This window comes from Flavobacterium sp. (assembly GCF_017985075.1).
Lineage (GTDB): Bacteria > Bacteroidota > Bacteroidia > Flavobacteriales > Flavobacteriaceae > Flavobacterium.
Genome location: NZ_JAGNYF010000034.1, coordinates 1 through 1,354, shown reverse-complemented (window position 1 = coordinate 1,354; position 1,354 = coordinate 1). Strand labels below are relative to the sequence as shown.

Below are 1,354 nucleotides of genomic sequence, written 5' to 3'. Positions count from 1 at the left end.
TAGCAGTATCTACATAATTTTTTGTTGCGGCATCTTGTGCACTAGTTGGATCTGTAACATTGGTTAATTTATTTGAACCTAAATCAACATCAGCTGCTGCTGCTGCAAATCCACTCAATGGAATATTCGATTTGTCTAATTTAGCATTAGTTACATTCGCATTTTTAATTTTTGTTGTTTCAACGGCATCATCTGCTAATTTAGCTGTAGTTACATTGCCGTTAGTAATTTTTGCTGTAGTTACCGCATCAGTAGCTAACATCGCAGTTACAACTTTACTTGTTCCAATAGCTGTAACTCCCGCATTTGTTATGGTTACATCACCTGTTGGAGTTACTTCTGTTGCCACGTTAGATGCATTTCCTAAGTAGATTTTTCCATCATCTAAAGTATTGATAGCAGTAATAGCAGTAGTATTTGTAGTTCCAGCAGTGCTTAATGCATCAATTTGTGTTTGTGCATCTGATGCTAATGTACCTATATATTGTAATTCTGTATTGGTTACCGAACCATCAGCCAACTTGGTGGCATCTATTCCTGTAGCTAATTTAGCATTAGTTACATTCGCGTTTTTAATTTTTGCTGTTTCAACTGCATCATCTGCTAATTTAGCAGTAGTTACATTAGCGTTTAGTATTTTAGCAGTAGTAACTGCATCAGTAGCTAACATCGCAGTTACAACTTTACTTGCTCCAATAGCTGTAACTCCCGCATTCGTTATGGTTACATCACCTGTTGGAGTTACTTCTGTTGCCACGTTAGATGCATTACCTAAATAGATTTTTCCATCATCTAATGTTGTGATTCCAGAAGTAGCAGTATCTACATAATTTTTTGTTGCGGCATCTTGTGCACTAGTTGGATCTGTAACATTGGTTAATTTATTTGAACCTAAATCAACATCAGCTGCTGCTGCTGCAAATCCACTCAATGGAATATTTGCTTTGTCTATTTTAGCGTTGGTTACAGCCGCATTGTTGATTTTAGCAGTAGTAATTGCTCCATCCGCAACTGCAGGTGAATCTGCGGTGCCAGTTAAATCTCCAGCTAAGCGAACTTTACCTTTTATCAAAGTACTTGCATCTACAACACCTGTTGCTATTTGAGAATCAACATAATCTTTTGTTGCTTTTGCCGATGGAAATTTTATATCCGATGTTCCATCAACTGTTGTCAAATCAAGTGTTTTGTTTGCTGAATCTTCTTTTAAAGCTATAGCATTATTTACTGCTGTTTCATTTGCATCCACATCGGCTTGCACTGCTGCAATTGCTGAAGTAGCAGCTGTAGCATTTGCCGTAACGGTAGATTGAAGTGCCGTATTATTAGAATTTACTGTTGAAATATTCGTATC

Annotated in this window: 1 protein-coding gene; it reads right to left on the bottom strand. The window is 37.0% G+C overall.

Features of this window, described 5'->3' with window-relative positions; all coding sequences use genetic code 11:
• Positions 1–1,354 (bottom strand): hypothetical protein (locus KA468_RS07535; protein WP_291242330.1); only part of this gene is annotated, 1,354 nt, incomplete at both ends.